Below are 15,119 nucleotides of genomic sequence, written 5' to 3' on the forward strand. Positions count from 1 at the left end.
TGGGCGGCGCGGGAACCATCAAGTCTACTGTCATCCCATGCCCGCACCGGCCTGTGTCCCGCCCACCGGCGCGCCGCTCGTCGGCCGCTCCGTCCGCCTCGACGTGATGCAGCCCTCCGACGCCCACGGACTCTTCGCGGTCTTCGGCGACCCCCGTTGCTACGAACAGGGATACATGATGTCGCGGGTGCACGAGAGCGTCGCCGACACGGAGGCGCTCGTGGACAGCTACGTCGCGGCACGCGAGGCGGGCCGGACGGCATACACGATCAGGCTCGTCGCCGACGGCGAGCTCGGTCCGGCGGACACGATCGTGGGCACGAGCTCGCTCGGCGACGTCGACACGACCCGCGAGCACGTGCACCTCGGCTGGACGATGTACGGCTCGCGGTGGTGGGGCACGCGGGTCAACCCCGAGAGCAAGCTGCTGCTCCTTGAGCACGCGTTCGACACATGCGGATTCGGCCGGGTCAAGATCCAGACCGACGTCGTCAACGCACGGTCGCGCGCCGCCATCCTCAAGCTCGGCGCGACGTTCGAGGGGATCACCCGTCGCGACGTGCGCCGGGCCGACGGGTCGTGGCGCGACTCGGCCGTCCACTCGATCGTCGTCGACGAGTGGTCCGACGTCCGGGCAGGACTGCTCGCCCGGCTCGCCCGCCCCTAGGCTGGGCGCCGTGAAGGTCCTCGTCCTCGGCTCCGGCGCCCGTGAACACGCACTCGTCAAGGCCGTCGCGGCCGACCCCGAGGTCGACGCGGTGATCGCCGCGCCCGGCAACCCGGGCATCGACGCGACGGCGCTCTGCGTGCCCGTCGACATCCTCGACGGCGCCGCGGTCGCGGCCCTGGCCCGCGAGCACGAGGTCGACCTCGTCGTCGTGGGCCCCGAGGCCCCTCTGGTCGCCGGGGTCGCCGACGTATGCCGTGAGGCCGGGTTCGCCGTCTTCGGCCCCTCGGCCGAGGCCGCGAGGCTCGAGGGCAGCAAGTCCTTCGCCAAGGAGGTCATGGCCGCCGCCGACGTCCCGACCGCTCTCGCCCATGTCTGCACGACGGTCGACGAGGTCGAGGCCGCTCTCGACGCTCTTGGAGCGCCGCACGTCGTCAAGGACGACGGACTCGCCGCCGGCAAGGGTGTCGTCGTCACCGAGTCGCGGGACGTCGCGCTCGAGCACGCCCGTGCGTGCCTGGCGAAGCCCGACGGACGCCTCGTCGTCGAGGAGTTCCTCGACGGTCCGGAGGTCTCGGTGTTCTGCGTCAGCGACGGCGAGACCGTCGTGGCGCTCTCGCCCGCCCAGGACTTCAAGCGCGTCGGCGACGACGACGCAGGCCTCAACACGGGCGGCATGGGCGCGTACTCCCCGCTCGAGTGGGCCCCCGACGGTCTTGCCGACGATGTCGTCACCCGGGTGGCCCAACCGACCATCGACGAGATGCGCCGCCGCGGGACGCCTTTCGTCGGGGCTCTCTACGTCGGCCTTGCACTGACCTCGCGCGGCCCCAGGGTCATCGAGTTCAACGCGCGCTTCGGCGACCCCGACGGACAGGCGTCGCTCGCCCGCCTGGAGACGCCCTTCGCCCAGCTGCTCCTGGCCGCCGCCACCGGGGGGCTCCGGGAGTTCGGCCGACTGCGCTGGTCGGCCGACCACGCCGTCGTCGTCGTGGTGGCCTCGGCCGGCTACCCCGAGTCGCCCCGCACGGGTGACCCGATCACGGGCCTCGACGCTGCGGCCGAGGTGCCCGGCGTCGTCGTGCTCCACGCCGGCACGCGCCTCGACGAGAACGGCACCCTGGTGTCGTCGGGCGGCCGCGTGCTCGACGTCGTGGCAGTGGGCGGGTCACTCGCGAAGGCCCGGCGGGCGGCATACGAGGCCGTGGATGTCATCGAGCTCGACGGCTCGCACCATCGCACCGACATCGCGCTGCGGGCCGAACGCGGCGAGATTGCGGTCGGCTGAGGCGAACCCACGGGGCCGAGCCGGACTCTTCTTGGCATGAGCCCCGAGACTGCGACCCGAGGACGGCCCCTGCTCGGGGCCGCTCCCGCGCCGGACGAACGGGAGCTCTGGTCCCGTCTGGCGGCAGCCGACGGCGCAGCGCTGACGCAGCTCTACCGGCGGCACTGTGATGCCGTCTACAACTTCGCGTTCCGGCGCACGGCATCCTGGGCGACCGCCGAGGACATCGTGCAGGCGACCTTCACCGCGGTGTGGAGGCGTGCCTGCGACGGCACCGTGGACCCGCTCCGAGCCGACACGGCACGCGCGGTGCTGCTCGTCATGGCGGGACAGGAGTGTGCGAACGTCACGCGCTCTGCCCGGCGCCTTCGGCTGCTCCACGGGCGCATCGAGGCCGACGCCGGCGGCGCCGTCTCGGCCGACCACGCCGCCACCACTGCGGCTCGGGTCGACGACGAGCGGCAGATGAGCGAGGCGCGCCGCGCCCTGAAGCGCATCCCGGCGGTCCAGCGCGAGGCGATCGAGCTGGTTGTCTGGTCCGGCTGCTCCGTGGCCGAAGCAGCGTGCGCGCTCGACGTCTCGGAGGGGACCGTCAAGTCCCGCCTGCACCGGGCTCGGCAGCGCCTCTCCCACGTGATCACGGTCGACGCCCTCAAGGAGGCACTGTCATGAACCTGCCCATTCCCCCTGAACGCGCTGTGCCGGATCGCCTGAGCAGGTGGCAGGCTGTGCGCGTGACCGACCTACCCCTTGACCTGCCGGGCTACGAGCACATCTACTCCGGCAAGGTGCGCGACCTCTACGCGCCGCTCGACGACGCCGGCGAGGTCGTGCCCGACCAGCTGCTGCTCGTCGCCTCGAACCGGCTCTCGGCGTACGACTGGATGATGTCGCCCGAGATCCCCGACAAGGGCGCAGTGCTGACCCGCCTCTCGCTCTGGTGGTTCGACCAGCTGGCCGACCTCGTGCCCAACCACGTCATCTCCACCGACGTGCCCGAGGCCGTCTCGGGCCGGGCGGTGCTCGTGCGCAAGCTCGAGATGCTCAAGGTGGAGGCCATCGCTCGCGCGTACCTCACGGGTGGCGGACTCGAGGAGTACCGCGAGAAGGGCTCGGTCTCCGGTGTCGAGCTGCCCGAGGGCCTCGTCGACGGCTCGAAGCTGCCTGAGCCGGTGTTCACGCCGACGACGAAGGCGCCGGTGGGGGAGCACGACCTGCCGATGACGCCCGCCGAGGTCGACGCCGAGGTGGGTGCCGAGGTGGCCGCCGAGGTGTCGCGGCTAACTCGGGCCATCCTCGCCAGGGGCAACGAGATCGCGTCTGCCCGAGGCATCCTCATCGCCGACACCAAGGTCGAGTTCGGGGTGTCGCCCGACGGGTCAGGAGGGCTCGTGCTCGCCGACGAGGTGCTGACGCCCGACTCCTCGCGGTTCTGGCCGGCCGACCTGTGGGAGCCGGGGCACTCGCAGCAGTCGTTCGACAAGCAGTTCGTGCGCGACTGGCTGACCTCGGCCGAGTCGGGCTGGGAGCGCAAGAGCGGTGAGGCCCCTCCCGAGCTTCCCTCCCGGATCGTCGAGCAGACGCGGGCCAAGTACGTCGAGGCCTACGAGCGCCTCACCGGCGAGACCTTCTGATCAGCCGGCTTCGGCGAGCTCGACCACCACGTCGTCACGTTCGAAGACCTCGAGCCGCGGCCTTCGGCCACGGGTGAAGACCCGTCGGCCTGTGATGCGACGAACCGCTCGGTGAGTCTCGCCCCAGCTGCGGCGCATGCTGCCTTGACCCGCTCCAGCTCGTCGATCGCGGTGATGGCCGAGGCGTCTTCGAACGGGTGGGTGTCTTGGGCATCGGGGCAACTCGCCCTGATGCCTCCGGCCGCCCTGACCACATCCTCGAACATGTGTTCCATTCTGGGCGATGTCGACCTGGCGCTCAACGACTTGTGCACAGCGAATTCATCTGATGCGCAACGGATTTGAAGATTCTGATCGACTGTCAGTGGTGGATGCGAGGATGCGTGCATGTCTGCCCTTCCCATCGCCGTGCCCGCCGGTTCGGTCTGCAGCCGCACTCAGCCGGTGATCGAGGCCGGCGCTGGGCTCACGCTCCGGCCGTTCACAGATGACGATGCCGACGCGCTCGTGCGCGCCTACGCCGACCCCGACATCGAGCGGTGGCACCGCCGCACCCTCACCCACGACGAGGCGCTCGAGTGGGTCCGAGGCCGCGCGGGCGCGCGCTGGCAGGCCGAGACCGGCGCCGAGTGGGCCGTCGTCGAGGGCACCGGCAGCCTCGTCGGCCGGGTGGGCCTGCCCGTGCTGCACCTCGACGAGGGGATCGCCGAGGTCGGCTACTGGGTGCTGCCCGAGGGGCGGGGGCAGGGCGTGGCCGGACGCGCCCTGACGGCGATGACCGAATGGCTCTTCGCGCTGGGGCTGCACCGCGTCGAGCTCATGCACTCGGTCCACAACGAGCCCTCGTGCCGTGTCGCGACGAAGAACGGTTTCGAGCTCGAGGGCATCCGTCGTTCAGCCCTGCTCCACCCAGACGGCTGGCACGACATGCACGCCCACGCCCGCATCGCCCCGAGCCCGAGCTGAGTCGCCCATCCCGGCCGCCTCGCTCAGGACGCGTCGCCGCGCTCGAGGCTCTCCCGGCTCGTGCGATCCACGAACGCCCGCGGCCCGACGCCGCGTCGCATCACTACTCGTCGTCCGAGGTCGTCCAGCCCGACGCGGCGCTCGGTCTCGCGCAGTGCGCGCAGCCCGGGACCGAGGCCGTCGAACACCGCGAAGCCGTGTCTCGCGTAGAACGGCGCGTTCCACGGCACGTCGGCGAACGTGCACAGCGTCAGCCACTCGTGCCCGCTCATCGCAGCCCATTCCGCGGCCGCCTCCACGAGCGCGCCACCCACGCCGCGCCGAGCCGCGGCCGGTAGCACCGACACCTGCTCGAGGTGCGCCTCGCCGTCCACGACGTCGACCCGCGCGAACCCCACCACCGGGTCACCAGCCACGAGAACGTATGCCGCCCTTCCGAGCTCGTCGAGGTCGGCCACCCCGGGCGGGAGCGGGCCGATGCCGCACTCGGCGAACACCTGGTCCGCCTCGGCCTCGATCGCCGGGATCGCCGCCAGGTCCTCCGGTCGGGCGGGGCGCACGAGGTGGGTCATCCGGCCCACCCTGCCATCCGGCATACGCTGACGGCATGACCGAGCCCGTCGCCGACCGCGCGCCCATCGAGGCCGAGCGCTACGTCCTCCGCCAGAAGCTGACCCTGATGGTCAACCGCTATGAGATTTTCCGGGCCGATGCGAACGGCACCGAGCTCGGGCTGCTCTGCTTCGCCGAGCAGAAGCGCATGGCCGCCAAGGAGCAGGTCACCTTCTTCACCGACTCCGCCAAGACGCAACCGCTCTTCGGTTTCAAGGCGCGCAAGCGCATCGACCTCGGATCGGGCTACGACGTCACCGACAGCCAGGGGCAGCCGATCGGCTGGTTCAAGAAGCAGTTCAAGGCTTCGCTCGTGAACTCGACGTGGACCCTCGGGCTTCCTGACGGGCGCGAGTTCGTCGGTCGTGAGCGCAACCAGAAGGTCGCTGTCGCACGCCGGGTCTGGGATCTCATCCCGGTGATCGGCGAGATCGCGGTGCCGTTCCTCTTCCACTTCGACTTCGTCGCTCCCGACGGCTCGCTCGCGCTCAGCTCGACGAAGAAGGCGTCGGTCAAGGACGTCTACCACGTGTCCCTGCCGGTGCTCGGCGACGGGCGCGCGATGGACTGGCGGGTCGGCATGTCGATGGCGGTCGCTCTCGACGCGCTCCAGTCGCGCTGAGACGTGGTCGGGCGCGTGCGTGTCGCCCGATAGACTCGGGCCCGTCCCGAGGGACCCTAGGGACGCCACCATCGCCCATCCAGCGCAGGGAGAAGCACCACTGATGGGAAGCATCGTCGTCGACGTCATGCTCAAGCCAGAGATCCTCGATCCCCAGGGACAGGCCGTTGGCGGCGCCCTGCCGCGGCTCGGGTTCGACGGGTTCACCGACGTCCGCCAGGGCAAGCGCTTCGTGCTCACCGTCGACGGCGACGTCACGGACGAGCACCTGACGGCCGCCCGTGAGGCAGCCGAGACCCTCCTGTCGAACCCGGTCATCGAGGACGTCGTTTCCGTACGCGTGCTCGACGGTTCCGAGGGCAAGGGCGAGTCGGAGGACGGCGAGCAGTGAGGATCGGCGTCGTCACGTTCCCCGGTTCCCTCGACGACCGAGACGCGGCGCGGGCCGTGCGGGAGTGTGGCGGCGAGGCCGTCGCGCTCTGGCACGGAGACGCCGACCTTCGAGGCGTCGATGCGGTCATCCTCCCCGGCGGCTTCTCCTACGGCGACTACCTCCGCTGCGGGGCCATCGCCCGGTTCGCGCCCGTCATGGACGCCCTCGTCCCGGCCGCCAAGGGTGGCCTGCCGGTGCTCGGCATCTGCAACGGCTTCCAGGTGCTCACCGAGAGCCACCTGCTGCCCGGGGCGTTGATCCGCAACGACCACCGCAAGTTCAACTGCGTCGACCAGCGGCTCGTCGTCGAGAACGCCTCGACCGCCTGGACCTCCGACTTCGAGGCCGGCCAGGAGATCACGATCGTCCTCAAGAACGGCGAGGGTGGCTTCGTGGCCGACGACAAGACCCTCGACAAGCTCGAGGGCGATGGGCGCGTCGTGTTCCGCTACGTGCCCGATGCCCAGGGCCGCAACCCGAACGGCTCCTACCGCAACATCGCCGGCATCACCAACAAGCGCGGCAACGTCGTCGGTCTCATGCCGCACCCCGAGCACGCCGTCGAGGCCGGCTACGGCCCGAGCCTCGACGGGCGCGCCTTCTTCACCTCGATCATCACGAAGACCCTCGAGAGCGCGGCCAACGCATGAGCGACACCCAGACCGTCCAGCAGGCGTCCGCGGAGCCGGTCCTCGACACCGTCGAGCACGCGGCCGGCACGCCCGACGTCGAGCAGCCGTGGGCCGAGCTCGGGCTCAAGCCTGACGAGTACGCCAACATCCGCGAGATCATCGGGCGCCGCCCGACCATCGCCGAGCTCGCGATGTACTCCGTCATGTGGAGCGAGCACTGCTCCTACAAGTCGAGCAAGATCCACTTCAAGCTGTGGGGCGAGAACACCACCGACGAGATGCGCGAGAAGCTCCTCGTCGGCATCGGTGAGAACGCCGGCGTCGTCGACATCGGCGACGGCTGGGCGGTCACCTTCAAGGTCGAGTCGCACAACCACCCGTCCTACGTCGAGCCCTACCAGGGCGCCGCGACCGGCGTCGGCGGCATCATCCGCGACATCATGTCGATGGGTGCCCGCCCGATCGCCGTCATGGACCCCCTTCGCTTCGGCAACCTGCACCACCCCGACACCCAGCGCGTGCTGCCGGGTGTCGTCGCCGGAGTCGGCGGCTACGGCAACTGCATCGGTCTGCCCAACATCGGCGGCGAGGTCGTCTTCGACGACTGCTACCAGGGCAACCCGCTCGTCAACGCGCTCTGCGTCGGCGCGATGCGCGTCGAGGACATCCACCTCGCCAAGGCGTCCGGCGTCGGCAACAAGGTGATCCTCTTCGGCGCCAAGACCGGCGGCGACGGCATCGGCGGCGTCTCGGTGCTCGCGTCCGAGACGTTCGACGAGGGCGGCCCGACGAAGCGCCCGGCCGTGCAGGTCGGCGACCCCTTCGCCGAGAAGGTGCTCATCGAGTGCTGCCTCGACCTCTACAAGGCGGGCGTCGTCGACGGCATCCAGGACCTCGGTGGCGCCGGGCTCTCTTGTGCGACAAGTGAGCTCGCCTCCAACGGTGACGGCGGCATGCAGGTCGAGCTAAGCCTGGTGCCCCTGCGCGACGCGAGCCTGCAGCCGCAGGAGATCCTCATGTCGGAGTCGCAGGAACGCATGATGGCGGTCGTCGAGCCGAAGCACCTCGAGCAGTTCATGGCCATCACCGACAAGTGGGACGTCGAGGCCACCGTCATCGGCGAGGTCACCGATGGCGGCCACCTCGTCATCACCTGGCACGGCGAGACCATCGTCGACGTGCCGCCGCGCTCGGTCGCCCACGAGGGCCCGACCTACGACCGGCCGCTGGCCCGGCCGGCATACCTCGACGAGCTGAACGCCTCGGGCGCAGGGGCGCTCGCCAAGCCCGAGACCGGCGACGAGATCCGCGCCCAGCTGCTGACGCTGCTCGGGTCGCCGAACCTCTGCGACAAGTCGTGGATCACCGACCAGTACGACCGCTACGTCCTCGGCAACACGGCGCTCTCGCAGCCCGACGACTCCGGCGTCGTGCGCGTCGACGAGGAGACCGGGCGCGGCGTCGCGATCTCCACCGACTGCAACGGCCGCTTCGCCAAGCTCGACCCGTATGCCGGCGCGCAGCTCGCGCTCGCCGAGGCCTACCGCAACGTCGCCACCGCAGGTGCGGCACCGCTCGCGGTCACCGACTGCCTCAACTTCGGCTCGCCCGAGGATCCGGGCGTCATGTGGCAGTTCCGCGAGGCGATCCGCGGCATCGCCGAGGGCTGCAAGTTCCTCGGCATCCCGGTCACGGGCGGCAACGTGTCGTTCTACAACCAGACCGGTGACGTCGCCATCCACCCGACGCCTGTCATCGGCGTGCTCGGCGTCATGGACGACGTCTCCAAGCGCTCGGGCTCCGGCTTCCGCAGCGAGGACGCCCACGTCTACCTGCTCGGCACCACCCGCGACGAGCTCGACGGGTCGGAGTGGGCGCACGTGATCCACAAGCACCTCGGTGGGCACCCGCCGCGGGTCGACCTCGCGGCAGAGCAGGCCCTGGGTCGCGTCCTCGTCGAGGCAGCCCGCAGCGGCATCGTCGAGGCGGCCCACGACCTCTCCGAGGGCGGGCTCGCCATCGCGCTCGCCGAGGCGTGCATGCGCCACGGCGTCGGGGTCACCATCGACGGTCTCGACCGGGTCGGCGTCGACGACGACGGCAACCCCCTCGACGCGTTCACCGCGCTCTTCTCCGAGTCGAGCGCCCGCGCGCTCGTCGCGGTGCCGGCCGGTCACGCCGCCGAGTTCGAGGCGCTGCTCGGCGACCTGCCGCACGCGCGCATCGGGGCGACCGGTGGTCGCGACCTCGACATCACCGGTGTCCTCTCGGCCTCTGTGGCCGAGCTGAAGTCGGCGCACGAGTTCACGCTCCCGGCGGTCTTCGGGGTCTGACCGCCCGGTTCCGCGCGAACGGCGAGCACCTGCTGGTGCTCGCCGTTCGTCGTCTGTCCTCAGCGCCAGCCGAGCTCGGGCGCGAGGTGGGTGAGGACGCTCTCGATGACGTGCGCGTTGTAGTCGACGCCGAGCTGGTTGGGCACCGTGAGCAGCAGCGTGTCGGCCGCCGCGATCGCCGAGTCTCCGGCGAGGTCACGCACCAGCTGGTCGGGCTCACCGGCATACGTCTTGCCGAAACGCGCAAGACCGCCCTCGAGGTGTCCGACCTGGTCCTGGCTCGCCGTCTCGCGGAAGAAGTACTGGCGGTCGAGGTCGCTGACGATCGGGAAGACGCTGCGGCTCACCGAGACCCGTGCCTCACGCTCATGGCCGGCGGCCTTCCAGGCGTCGCGGAACATCTGGATCTGCTGGGCCTGCAGCTCGTGGAAGGGCACGCCGGTGTCCTCGGTGAGCAGCGTCGAGCTCATCAGGTTCAGGCCCTGCTCGGCCGTCCACTCGGCCGTCGCGCGCGAGCCGGCACCCCACCAGATGCGGTCGCGCAGGCCGGGGGACTGGGGCTCGATCGGCAGGAGGCCGGGCGGGTTGGGGAACATCGGGCGCGGGTTCGGCTGCGCGAACCCCTCGCCGCCGATGACGTCGAGGAAGGTGCGCGTGTGGTCGCGTGCCATCGACGCGTGGTCGTCGCCCTCGGGCTGGTAGCCGAAGTAGCGGAATCCGTCGATGACCTGCTCGGGTGACCCCCGGCTGATGCCGAGCTGCAGCCGACCGCCCGAGATGAGGTCGGCGGCCCCGGCGTCCTCGGCCATGTAGAGGGGGTTCTCGTAGCGCATGTCGATCACCCCGGTGCCGATCTCGATGCGGCTCGTGCGTGCCCCGACCGCGGCGAGCAGGGGGAAGGGTGAGGCGAGCTGACGCGCGAAGTGGTGCACCCGGAAGTAGGCGCCGTCGGCACCGAGCTCCTCGGCGGCCACTGCGAGGTCGATGGACTGCAGCAACGCGTCCGACGCAGATCGGGTCTGCGAGTGGGGCGACGGCGTCCAGTGTCCGAACGAGAGAAACCCGATGTTCTTCACACGGCGTGCAACGTCTCGCGGCCCAGAACCCTTCCTCAGGCAGGTCGGAGGGTCGGTCGTGCTGGGTGGGCCGGCTGCGCGTTCGCGTGCGTCTCCGTGTCGTCGACGAGGTCGAGCACGAACTCGGTGATGCGCGCGCGCTCGGTCGCCTGCTCGAGGAGGGCGGCGTCCGGCCCGGTCCCGGTGGTGCCCTCGCCGCCACTAGACGGGTCGAGCAGGCCCTCGAGCATGAACGAGGAGAAGCCGGAGAAGATCAGCATCTGCAGCGCGTGCGCGCGGCGGACGACGTCGAGGGGCAGGTCGCAGCCCTCGTCGTGCAGCCCGTCGACGTAGGCGGGCACGCAGGCCCGCTCGACGTCAGCCAGTGTCGCGGCCGCCCGCCGTCCGATCTGCACGTCGCCGAGGAGCAGCTGACCGAGGTCGAAGCCGAGGGGCTGGGTGCTCCAGAAGCCGAAGTCGATGAGCACGAGGTGGTCGCTGCCGTCCTGCACGAGCAGGTTGTTGGTGCAGGCGTCACCGTGCGCCGTGCCCTCGGGCACCGTCTCGAGCCAGTCGACGTACTCGTCGACCCGGTCGAGGTGGGCGAGCAGGCGGCTGCGCAGAGGGGCGCGGAACGTCGCGGCGAGGACCGGGTGGTGCCAGACCTCGTCGGCCCGGAGCAACGGCGCCACCTGGGCTGGGAGCCGGCCCTCGGCGTACGACCGGACCCCCCGACGGCCGTCGGCCTCGCCGATCGCCGCGAGCGGCCTGACGCGGTGGCTCGCCGCCAGCCGGCCGAGCAGACGTGCCGCGCGAGCGAGCTCGTCGACGGGCCAGTCCGAGCCGACGACGGCGACCTCGCGCAGCCAGATCACGGTGGACAGCTCGTCGACGGGCCTGACGTCCACCGCCGCGGCCATGCTCAGGCCCGGGGGCAGGCGGTCGGCGAGGTCGGACTCGTAGACGAGCGGCTCGGTACGCCAGGGCACGCCCAGCTCGGCCATCTCGCGAAACGCGGGCGGAACGAACGCGAAGAACGAGGACCTGCTCCACGACTGCACGAGCTTGACGAAGAACCGCACCGACGCCGGACCGTCGGGCGTGGCCACGTCGGCGGTGACCTACCAGCGGCCACCGGTCGTGATGGCGGGGAGGTCGTAGTCCACGACCTCCGCCTGCGACCCGGCCAGCCGACAGCGGGTGGCGTCGAGCCCCAAGGCTGTGGCGGCATACGCCAGGAGCTCGTCATCGGTCACGTCAGCGCTGCCGAGGATCGTGCGGTCGCCCATCGTGTGCCCCTCCCGCGTGCAACGAGGTGAGAAAGTGACTTTCCCAACTCAGATGGTAAAGTCACTTTATGACTTTGGTCAACGGTGTTGTCACGGAGGAGCATGCCCCGCGTCTCATGGGAACCCTCTTCGAGCAGGTGCGCACCGTCTTCGCGAACGAGGACTGGCAGGGCCTGCGCATGTCCCACTTCCGGCTGCTCGAGCTGGTGCCGCCCGACGGGATCACCATCACCGAGCTCGCGTCGCGGCTGCGCATGACCAAGCAGGGGTGCGGCCAGTTCGTCGCGCAGCTCGGCGAGTCGGGTCACCTGCGCACCGTGCCCGACCCGGCCGACCGCCGGTCGCGGATCGTGAGACGGACGGCGAAGGGCACCCGCCTGACCCGCAGGGTCGCGGCGCGGATCGCGGAGATCGAGGCCCACTGGGCGCGGCAGGTCGGGCAGGAGCGCTACGCCGAGTTCCGCGCCACCCTCGCCGAGCTCGCCGGCCGGTGACGGCCGGCCTCAGCGGACCCTCCACCGGCCGGCGTCGGGAGGCGGCGGGCTCGGCTCTCCGGTCTCGCCGAACGGCCGCGCACCCGCCACGAGGCGGGTCAGGGCCGTGCCCTCCCGGAGCCCCGGCGGCAGGTTGGCCCGGGCGACGTCGCGCCGCAGCGTCTCGACCGGCAGGGGCGACGCGCCGGCCACGAGCACCGAGTTGCCGAAGCGGCGACCCTTGAGCACCTCGTGGGTGGCGATGAGTGCGAGGTGCGGCAACGTGGTCGCCACGGTGGCCACGAGTCGGGCGACCCAGCGCATCCCGGGCTCGTCGGCGAGGTTCCAGAGGGCCACGCCATCGGCGCGCAGCACACGCGCGACCTCGTGGGCGTATGCCGTGCCGGCCAGCTCAGCAGGCACCCTGCCTCCCGCGTAGGCGTCGGTCACCACGACGTCGGCCGAGCCGGCCTTGAGCGCCCGGATGCCGGTCAGTCCGTCGACGGGCCGCACCCGGATGCGGTGGCGGCGGGGGAGCGGGATCTCGCGACGGACGAGGTCGGTGAGACCAGCGTCGGGCTCGAGGACGATCTGGGGCGAACCCGGGCGCGTCGCCTCGACCCATCGCGGGAGCGTGAGGCCCGCGCCGCCGACGTGGGTCACCCTCAGCGGGCCGGGCGGCAGGGCGTCGATGGCGAGGGCCAGGTGCTGGACGTACTCGAAGACGAGCAGGGTGGGGTCGTCGAGCTGGACGTGCGACTGCGGCGAGCCGTCCATGTGCACGGTGACTCCGCCGCGTTCGTCCCATTCGAGCGAGACACGCTCTGCCACAGGCGGTTCCGCGGTCACGGCGGTGTGAGGTCGAGCACCAGCGTGCGTTCCTCGCCGTAGCGGGTGAACCCGATGCGGCGCAGGATCGGCGACGACGTGTCGACAACGCCGTGCGTCAGGCCCAGGGTCGCGCCCGCGGCGCGCGCTGCTCTCAGCCGGGCGTCGAGGACGGCGCGGTAGGCCCCGCGGCCCCGAAGGGAGCTGTGCGTGCCGCCACCCCACAGACGGCATACGTCGTCGGCGAGGGTGTAGCCGCCCGTGCCCGCCGGCCTGCCGTCGACGTAGGCGACCCAGCGTCCGCCGGAGTCGTCACCCAGCCCCCGCTCGACCTCGAGCAGGGCGGACGCGACCTGGTCGTCAGTGGGGTCGGTCCCGCCGAATGCATCGTTGCCCACGGCGATCGCGTCGCGCACCGTCTGCTCGTCGGTGACGCGGCGGGTCTCGACATCGCGGGGGATCGCGAGGTCGGGCAGGTCGTCATCCAGGGGGAGGGCGAGCACGTCCATGCGGTCGACGACGCGGGCTCCGCGCGACATCAGCCCGGGCTCGAGACCCGTCGGCCGAGAGACGTCGGACACTCGCCACCACAGGCGGTCGCGGCCCCACCCGCGCGCGATGTCGCAGATCTCGCCGATGAGCTCGGCGGCGTCGCGGTCGGAGCCGAAGACGCGCGCCGACGTGGGCGTGAGGAAGTGGTGGGGGTAGGCGACGACGAGGTACTCGTCGGTGCGGACGTGCGGTGCGCCTTCGGGCACCCAGCCCCACTCGTTCGAGGCCCCGAGCACCGCGGCGGCGTCCCAGACCCGGCTGGTCCCTCGCCCCACGGGGTCAGGAGCCCATCGCGACCGTGCCGTCGGACATCACGGCGGAGATGAGCCCGAAGATGTTGCCGTCGGGGTCGTGCAGGTAGGCGAGGCGACCGACGCCCGGCATGTCGTTGGGTGCGAGGGCTTCGGACCCGCCGAGCTCGAGTCCCTTGGCGAAGAGGCCGTCGACGTCGTCGACCGCGACGACGATGTTGGCGCCGGCGACGGGGCCGCCGATCTCGGGGGCCGGGCCCTGGCGCTGGGTCAGGCCGCCGTTGATGCCGTGGCCGGCCCCGCCCTGGCTGATCGCCTCCTCACCCGTGGTGATCGCCCAGTAGGGCATGTCGCCGAACTGCTGGAAGGACCAGCCGAGGAGGGAGGAGTAGAAGTCCGCGAGGCGCTCGGGGTCCGAGCCGTGGATCTCGAAGTGGACGACGAGGTTGGACATGGGGCGCTCCTTCTCCTGCGCTTCTGGGATGGTCCGACGCTATTGCCCGGCGCCGACAGGCACAACGGAGGTGCCCGTCCGACCCGCGCGCTAGCGTCGGGGCATGCGCTTCGGTCTCACGATCCTCCCCGAGCACGCCTGGTCCGTGGCCGAGCCGATGTGGCGAGAGGCCGAGCAGATGGGCTTCGACCACGCGTGGACGTTCGACCACGTCACGTGGGGCGGACTGCCCGACTCCCCGTGGTTCGGCGCCGTGCCCACGCTGGCTGCCGCGGCCGCTGTGACCGACCGCATCGGCCTCGGCACGTTCGTGTCGTCTCCCAACAACCACCACCCCGTGCAGTTCATGCGCGAGGTGCTCGCGCTCGACGACATCTCGGGCGGGCGCTTCCTGCTCGGCATCGGTGCGGGCGGCGACGTCGACTCGCGCATCATGGGCGAGGACCTGCCGCTGCGTGACCGCACGGCGCGGTTCCACGAGTTCACCGGCCTGCTCGACCGGCTCCTCTCGGAGGACCACGTCGACGCCGAGGGCCGGTTCTACGGCGCCCGCGACGTGCGCACCCTGCCCGGGCCGGTCCGTGGGGGCGACACCGGCAACCGCGTGCCCCTCGTCGTGGCGGCCAACGGCCCCAAGGCGATCGGCCTCGCCGTCGAGCGCGGCGACGGCTGGATGACCTACGGCGGCACCGTCGACACCGACGACGAGTGGTGGGGGCTGGTCGCCTCGCTCGGCACGCGGGTCGACGAGGCGCTGGCCGACGCCGGTCGCGCCTCCGGCGACCTCGACCGCTACCTCAACCTCGACTCGGCGCCGACGTTCACGCTCTCGAGCGCTGCGTGTTTCGAGGACGCCGTCGGGCGGGCGGCCGAGCTCGGCTTCACCGACGTCATCACCCACTGGCCGCGTCCGAGCGATCCTTACCGAGGCACCCGCGACGTCCTCCACGAGGTCGTCTCCGACGTGCTGCCACGCCTGCGCTGAGCCCGGGCACCGCTCGGGTCGCTGACACCACCCGTCGATAGCCTT

Annotated in this window: 19 protein-coding genes; 11 read left to right on the plus strand and 8 right to left on the minus strand. The window is 71.3% G+C overall.

Translation table 11 applies throughout. The annotated features are described in order from the left end of the window. The first annotated feature begins 37 nt into the window (after positions 1–37). The 4 genes from AC1DE0_RS17670 to AC1DE0_RS17685 are packed head-to-tail and all read left to right on the plus strand — an operon-like array spanning position 38 to position 3,589. Positions 38–667: a GNAT family N-acetyltransferase gene (locus AC1DE0_RS17670; protein WP_478103158.1), complete on the plus strand. Its 630-nt coding sequence runs from the start codon at positions 38–40 to the stop codon at positions 665–667. A 10-nt stretch (positions 668–677) separates the two neighbouring features. Then, a complete protein-coding gene (gene purD, locus AC1DE0_RS17675) occupies positions 678–1,955 on the plus strand; it encodes a phosphoribosylamine--glycine ligase (RefSeq protein WP_478103162.1) in 1,278 nt (425 codons plus the stop codon). Between the two features lie 36 nt (positions 1,956–1,991). Continuing rightward, on the plus strand, positions 1,992–2,627 hold the full coding sequence (locus tag AC1DE0_RS17680; protein ID WP_478103165.1) for an RNA polymerase sigma factor: 636 nt from the start codon (positions 1,992–1,994) through the stop codon (positions 2,625–2,627). Positions 2,628–2,683: 56 nt separating this feature from the next. Further along, entirely contained in the window at positions 2,684–3,589 is a 906-nt protein-coding gene (locus tag AC1DE0_RS17685) for a phosphoribosylaminoimidazolesuccinocarboxamide synthase (protein WP_478103168.1), read from the plus strand. Here the strand turns inward: AC1DE0_RS17685 and AC1DE0_RS17690 are convergent. Continuing rightward, complete coding sequence (locus AC1DE0_RS17690) at positions 3,559–3,855, minus strand: hypothetical protein (RefSeq protein WP_478103172.1); 297 nt, start codon at positions 3,853–3,855, stop codon at positions 3,559–3,561. The two genes, AC1DE0_RS17685 and AC1DE0_RS17690, sit on opposite strands and share 31 nt — an antisense overlap. Positions 3,856–3,976: 121 nt before the next feature. Here AC1DE0_RS17690 and AC1DE0_RS17695 point away from each other — a divergent pair, with 121 nt between their 5' ends. Further along, on the plus strand, positions 3,977–4,555 hold the full coding sequence (locus tag AC1DE0_RS17695; RefSeq protein WP_478103176.1) for a GNAT family N-acetyltransferase: 579 nt from the start codon (positions 3,977–3,979) through the stop codon (positions 4,553–4,555). Between the two features lie 23 nt (positions 4,556–4,578). Here AC1DE0_RS17695 and AC1DE0_RS17700 read toward each other — a convergent pair whose 3' ends face one another. Continuing rightward, positions 4,579–5,127, minus strand: a complete 549-nt coding sequence (locus AC1DE0_RS17700) for a GNAT family N-acetyltransferase (protein ID WP_478103180.1) — start codon at positions 5,125–5,127, stop codon at positions 4,579–4,581. Between the two features lie 35 nt (positions 5,128–5,162). Here AC1DE0_RS17700 and AC1DE0_RS17705 point away from each other — a divergent pair, with 35 nt between their 5' ends. The 4 genes from AC1DE0_RS17705 to purL all read left to right on the plus strand — a co-directional run bounded on the left by AC1DE0_RS17705 (position 5,163) and on the right by purL (position 9,187). Beyond that, a complete protein-coding gene (locus AC1DE0_RS17705) occupies positions 5,163–5,789 on the plus strand; it encodes an LURP-one-related family protein (RefSeq protein WP_478103183.1) in 627 nt (208 codons plus the stop codon). A gap of 103 nt (positions 5,790–5,892) precedes the next feature. Beyond that, positions 5,893–6,180 (plus strand): phosphoribosylformylglycinamidine synthase subunit PurS, encoded by a 288-nt coding sequence (gene purS, locus AC1DE0_RS17710; protein ID WP_478103186.1) that lies wholly within the window; start codon positions 5,893–5,895, stop codon positions 6,178–6,180. Continuing rightward, positions 6,177–6,872 carry a phosphoribosylformylglycinamidine synthase subunit PurQ gene (gene purQ / locus AC1DE0_RS17715; protein ID WP_478103189.1) on the plus strand — a complete coding sequence of 232 codons (696 nt, stop codon included), beginning with the start codon at positions 6,177–6,179 and terminating at the stop codon, positions 6,870–6,872. Before purS ends, purQ begins: the two co-directional genes overlap by 4 nt. Continuing rightward, positions 6,869–9,187, plus strand: coding sequence for a phosphoribosylformylglycinamidine synthase subunit PurL (purL, locus tag AC1DE0_RS17720; RefSeq protein ID WP_478103193.1), 2,319 nt, complete (start codon positions 6,869–6,871; stop codon positions 9,185–9,187). Before purQ ends, purL begins: the two co-directional genes overlap by 4 nt. Positions 9,188–9,246: 59 nt before the next feature. Here the strand turns inward: purL and AC1DE0_RS17725 are convergent, their stop codons facing one another. From AC1DE0_RS17725 to AC1DE0_RS17735, 3 genes are read right to left on the minus strand one after another with little or no spacing between them, the layout of a single operon-like run. Further along, the gene (locus AC1DE0_RS17725) at positions 9,247–10,263 is read right to left on the minus strand and encodes an LLM class flavin-dependent oxidoreductase (protein WP_478103196.1); all 1,017 of its coding nucleotides are present in this window, start codon (positions 10,261–10,263) and stop codon (positions 9,247–9,249) included. A 35-nt stretch (positions 10,264–10,298) separates the two neighbouring features. Continuing rightward, on the minus strand, positions 10,299–11,351 hold the full coding sequence (locus AC1DE0_RS17730) for a phosphotransferase (RefSeq protein WP_478103200.1): 1,053 nt from the start codon (positions 11,349–11,351) through the stop codon (positions 10,299–10,301). Positions 11,352–11,363: 12 nt separating this feature from the next. Continuing rightward, complete coding sequence (locus tag AC1DE0_RS17735) at positions 11,364–11,531, minus strand: hypothetical protein (protein ID WP_478103202.1); 168 nt, start codon at positions 11,529–11,531, stop codon at positions 11,364–11,366. 116 nt (positions 11,532–11,647) lie between these two features. On the opposite strand from AC1DE0_RS17735, the gene AC1DE0_RS17740 reads away from it, so the two are divergent. After that, on the plus strand, positions 11,648–12,025 hold the full coding sequence (locus tag AC1DE0_RS17740; protein WP_478103206.1) for a MarR family winged helix-turn-helix transcriptional regulator: 378 nt from the start codon (positions 11,648–11,650) through the stop codon (positions 12,023–12,025). A 9-nt stretch (positions 12,026–12,034) separates the two neighbouring features. On the opposite strand, the gene AC1DE0_RS17745 is transcribed toward AC1DE0_RS17740, so the two are convergent. From AC1DE0_RS17745 to AC1DE0_RS17755, 3 genes are read right to left on the minus strand one after another with little or no spacing between them, the layout of a single operon-like run. Then, positions 12,035–12,835, minus strand: a complete 801-nt coding sequence (locus AC1DE0_RS17745) for a spermidine synthase (protein ID WP_478103210.1) — start codon at positions 12,833–12,835, stop codon at positions 12,035–12,037. A 14-nt stretch (positions 12,836–12,849) separates the two neighbouring features. Then, on the minus strand, positions 12,850–13,659 hold the full coding sequence (locus AC1DE0_RS17750) for a GNAT family N-acetyltransferase (protein ID WP_478103213.1): 810 nt from the start codon (positions 13,657–13,659) through the stop codon (positions 12,850–12,852). Between the two features lie 4 nt (positions 13,660–13,663). After that, positions 13,664–14,089 carry a VOC family protein gene (locus AC1DE0_RS17755; protein WP_478103216.1) on the minus strand — a complete coding sequence of 142 codons (426 nt, stop codon included), beginning with the start codon at positions 14,087–14,089 and terminating at the stop codon, positions 13,664–13,666. 103 nt (positions 14,090–14,192) lie between these two features. On the opposite strand from AC1DE0_RS17755, the gene AC1DE0_RS17760 reads away from it, so the two are divergent. Next, positions 14,193–15,074 carry an LLM class flavin-dependent oxidoreductase gene (locus AC1DE0_RS17760; protein ID WP_478103220.1) on the plus strand — a complete coding sequence of 294 codons (882 nt, stop codon included), beginning with the start codon at positions 14,193–14,195 and terminating at the stop codon, positions 15,072–15,074. Positions 15,075–15,119: the final 45 nt, after the last annotated feature.

This window comes from Terrabacter sp. 05T424, from assembly GCF_056396225.1.

What these genes read in the sequence shown, in the direction of transcription:
- AC1DE0_RS17735 (WP_478103202.1), bottom strand. Translation starts at nt 11,531, where the DNA reads ATGGGCGACCGCACGATCCTCGGCAGCGCTGACGTGACCGATGACGAG.
- AC1DE0_RS17705 (WP_478103183.1), top strand. Translation starts at nt 5,163, where the DNA reads ATGACCGAGCCCGTCGCCGACCGCGCGCCCATCGAGGCCGAGCGCTAC.
- AC1DE0_RS17695 (WP_478103176.1), top strand. Translation starts at nt 3,977, where the DNA reads ATGTCTGCCCTTCCCATCGCCGTGCCCGCCGGTTCGGTCTGCAGCCGC.
- AC1DE0_RS17700 (WP_478103180.1), bottom strand. Translation starts at nt 5,127, where the DNA reads ATGACCCACCTCGTGCGCCCCGCCCGACCGGAGGACCTGGCGGCGATC.
- AC1DE0_RS17760 (WP_478103220.1), top strand. Translation starts at nt 14,193, where the DNA reads ATGCGCTTCGGTCTCACGATCCTCCCCGAGCACGCCTGGTCCGTGGCC.
- AC1DE0_RS17690 (WP_478103172.1), bottom strand. Translation starts at nt 3,855, where the DNA reads ATGTTCGAGGATGTGGTCAGGGCGGCCGGAGGCATCAGGGCGAGTTGC.
- AC1DE0_RS17680 (WP_478103165.1), top strand. Translation starts at nt 1,992, where the DNA reads ATGAGCCCCGAGACTGCGACCCGAGGACGGCCCCTGCTCGGGGCCGCT.
- purL (WP_478103193.1), top strand. Translation starts at nt 6,869, where the DNA reads ATGAGCGACACCCAGACCGTCCAGCAGGCGTCCGCGGAGCCGGTCCTC.
- purS (WP_478103186.1), top strand. Translation starts at nt 5,893, where the DNA reads ATGGGAAGCATCGTCGTCGACGTCATGCTCAAGCCAGAGATCCTCGAT.
- AC1DE0_RS17670 (WP_478103158.1), top strand. Translation starts at nt 38, where the DNA reads ATGCCCGCACCGGCCTGTGTCCCGCCCACCGGCGCGCCGCTCGTCGGC.
- AC1DE0_RS17740 (WP_478103206.1), top strand. Translation starts at nt 11,648, where the DNA reads ATGGGAACCCTCTTCGAGCAGGTGCGCACCGTCTTCGCGAACGAGGAC.
- AC1DE0_RS17755 (WP_478103216.1), bottom strand. Translation starts at nt 14,089, where the DNA reads ATGTCCAACCTCGTCGTCCACTTCGAGATCCACGGCTCGGACCCCGAG.